Consider the following 1,773-nt stretch of genomic DNA (forward strand, 5'->3'; position numbering starts at 1 on the left):
ACCACTGCGAGGCGTGGTCACCTCCGTGGTCCAGCACCATCCGTACCGCTCGCTGCCGCACCTCAGGCGAAAACCGGTTCGACGTCTTCTTCGTCATGGCTCCAACCTCTCAAGGTTTGAAGCCTCCGGCAAACCCGGGGCGGTTCACGTGATCGAATGTCCCCGCTTGACCGTGCACGATCTCGACGATGCGTTCGCCGAGGAGATTTGGGACCGCAGGCTATGGTGCCGCGAGAACTGCGAGCACGAATTCACGGTCGAGTCCATTTGGGACCACGCCGAAGGACGCGACACGGGACGGTGCTTCCTGTTTGCAGACCAGATAGAGGCTGCGCTGTTCCGCCTGACCTGGGTTAGCGGTTAGCGTCCGGAATAGCCGCCACGATCCACCCAGTGATGGGTGGTTCGCCGCGCTGGCGACACCAGAGTTCTCGGTTGAGCCCGACGAGACGGAGGCGCGCGTCCCACTTCACCAGCGCAGTGAGTTCCGCGCGATCGTAGGTCCGCGCCCTGCAATCGCAGCGTAGGCGCACCAATTCGGACGGCATAGCCGCCTCGGTCTGCCACCGCCTTGAACTTCGGAGCGCGAGCCTGCTCAGCGAAGCGCAAGGTGTGCTGCCCAAACGGGCGCCGATGTTTGGGACGACCTATCCGAGGGTCGATGCTTGTCAGCCGTCATAGACGCCGCACAATCGGCGAGGGATGGCGGTCCTACTTCGGCTATGGGACCCAGGGCGTAACATGCCCAGAAAGCGAGGCTGCCGCCCGTGCCTAGCGTGGGCACTGGCCTTCCCTTTGGGCGTTGCAGTGTCGGGGCAGGAGCAGCGCCGCACTGCGACCCGATTGTGGAGCACGTATTCATGTCGGAAGTACGGGATAACCCGGCGATGAGCCGCTTCGAAATGGCGGAAGGCGGCGCCGTTGCCTTCGTCGCATATCGGCGAGACGGCAACCGGATGGTGCTGACCCACACCGAGGTGCCGGAGGCGATGGCCGGACAAGGCACCGGATCGAAGCTGGTGCGCGGGGTGCTCGACCACCTGCGTTCAGATGACATCGGGATAGTGCCCCGCTGCGATTTCGTAGCCGGCTACATCGAACGCCACCCTGAGTACCGGGACCTTCTGGTCGGCCCTGGCTGAACCGCCAAGCCATGGTGTGGAGCCTGAGCAAGGCGGCGACGAGGAGCCCGAGGGCAGCCATAGGGCGTCGCCCAGCCATGCTCGCCGTAGCCCATGTCGGATATCTGCTCACCGTCGGAAACTGGGTTCGGGTATCGAGGGCCGAGATGGCATCCCCTGCGGCGGCCAGCAGCAGGGGACCGGATTGCGCTGGCCTACTCGGCGGACGGCCCCAGACCTACCGCAACCTTCGCTGGGGCATCAGCATGATGTACCCCTCAACCTTTGCCCTCGATCCGGAGAGCGTGCCAGAGAATGGCGATAGCGCCCGGTTCTGGACCGCCGACCGCCGCGCCACGGCCGTGGTGACAGCCTTGCGCAACAATATGGGGCAGCCCCTCGCTGACCTGCTGCGGGAGGCGAAGCGGGACGTCATTGAGGCTAGCCGCGGCACCATCACCTACGAGCGGACAAAGGACAACTGGTTCGTTCTCTCGGGCTATGTCGCTGGCCGAATCTTCTACCGCCGAACCTTCCTCTCACGGGCGGGACAGGTCATTGCCACGCTCTGGATTGAGTTTCCGCGCGACATGCGGCCCTGCTTCGAGGAGGCGGTGACCACAATGTCGCTCTCATTCCGGGAAAGCAGGTA

At 64.3% G+C, this 1,773-nt stretch carries 3 protein-coding genes; all 3 read left to right on the forward strand.

Annotated features, from left to right (window positions below):
• On the forward strand, positions 1–364 hold a 364-nt coding region (locus H7965_RS30620), incomplete at its 5' end, for a hypothetical protein (RefSeq protein WP_222440892.1).
• Between the two features lie 523 nt (positions 365–887).
• Positions 888–1,142: a GNAT family N-acetyltransferase gene (locus tag H7965_RS29730; RefSeq protein WP_261394437.1), complete on the forward strand. Its 255-nt coding sequence runs from the start codon at positions 888–890 to the stop codon at positions 1,140–1,142.
• 248 nt (positions 1,143–1,390) lie between these two features.
• Positions 1,391–1,773: hypothetical protein (locus H7965_RS29735; RefSeq protein WP_186774075.1), on the forward strand; the 383-nt coding region annotated here is incomplete at its 3' end.

Source organism: Siccirubricoccus deserti (genome assembly GCF_014283215.1).
GTDB classification, from domain to species: domain Bacteria; phylum Pseudomonadota; class Alphaproteobacteria; order Acetobacterales; family Acetobacteraceae; genus Siccirubricoccus; species Siccirubricoccus deserti.

Bases quoted from the DNA above. Each gene is read 5' to 3' on its own strand.
- H7965_RS29730 (WP_261394437.1), top strand. From the start codon at position 888: ATGAGCCGCTTCGAAATGGCGGAAGGCGGCGCCGTTGCCTTCGTCGCA.